At 56.1% G+C, this 294-nt stretch carries 1 rRNA gene; it reads left to right on the plus strand.

The window, feature by feature from the left end:
- A 23S ribosomal RNA gene (locus tag ULO1_RS11215) occupies nt 1–294 on the plus strand; the annotation flags it as partial.

Raw genomic sequence — 294 nt, forward strand, 5'->3', positions numbered from 1 at the left:
TGAAGATGCGTGTTACCTGCGACAGGACAGAAAGACCCCGTGGAGCTTTACTGTAGCCTGACATTGGATTTTGGTATTGCATGTACAGGATAGGTGGGAGACTGGGAAGCGTAGGCGCCAGCCTATGTGGAGTCGCTGGTGGGATACCACCCTTGTGATATTGAAGTTCTAACCCGTACACGAGAGCCGGGTAGGGGACAGTGTCAGGTGGGCAGTTTGACTGGGGCGGTCGCCTCCCAAAGAGTAACGGAGGCGCCCAAAGGTTCCCTCAGCGCGAATGGAAAACGCGCGGAG

The sequence above is a fragment of the Carboxydocella sp. ULO1 genome, assembly GCF_002049255.1.
Classification (GTDB): Bacteria; Bacillota.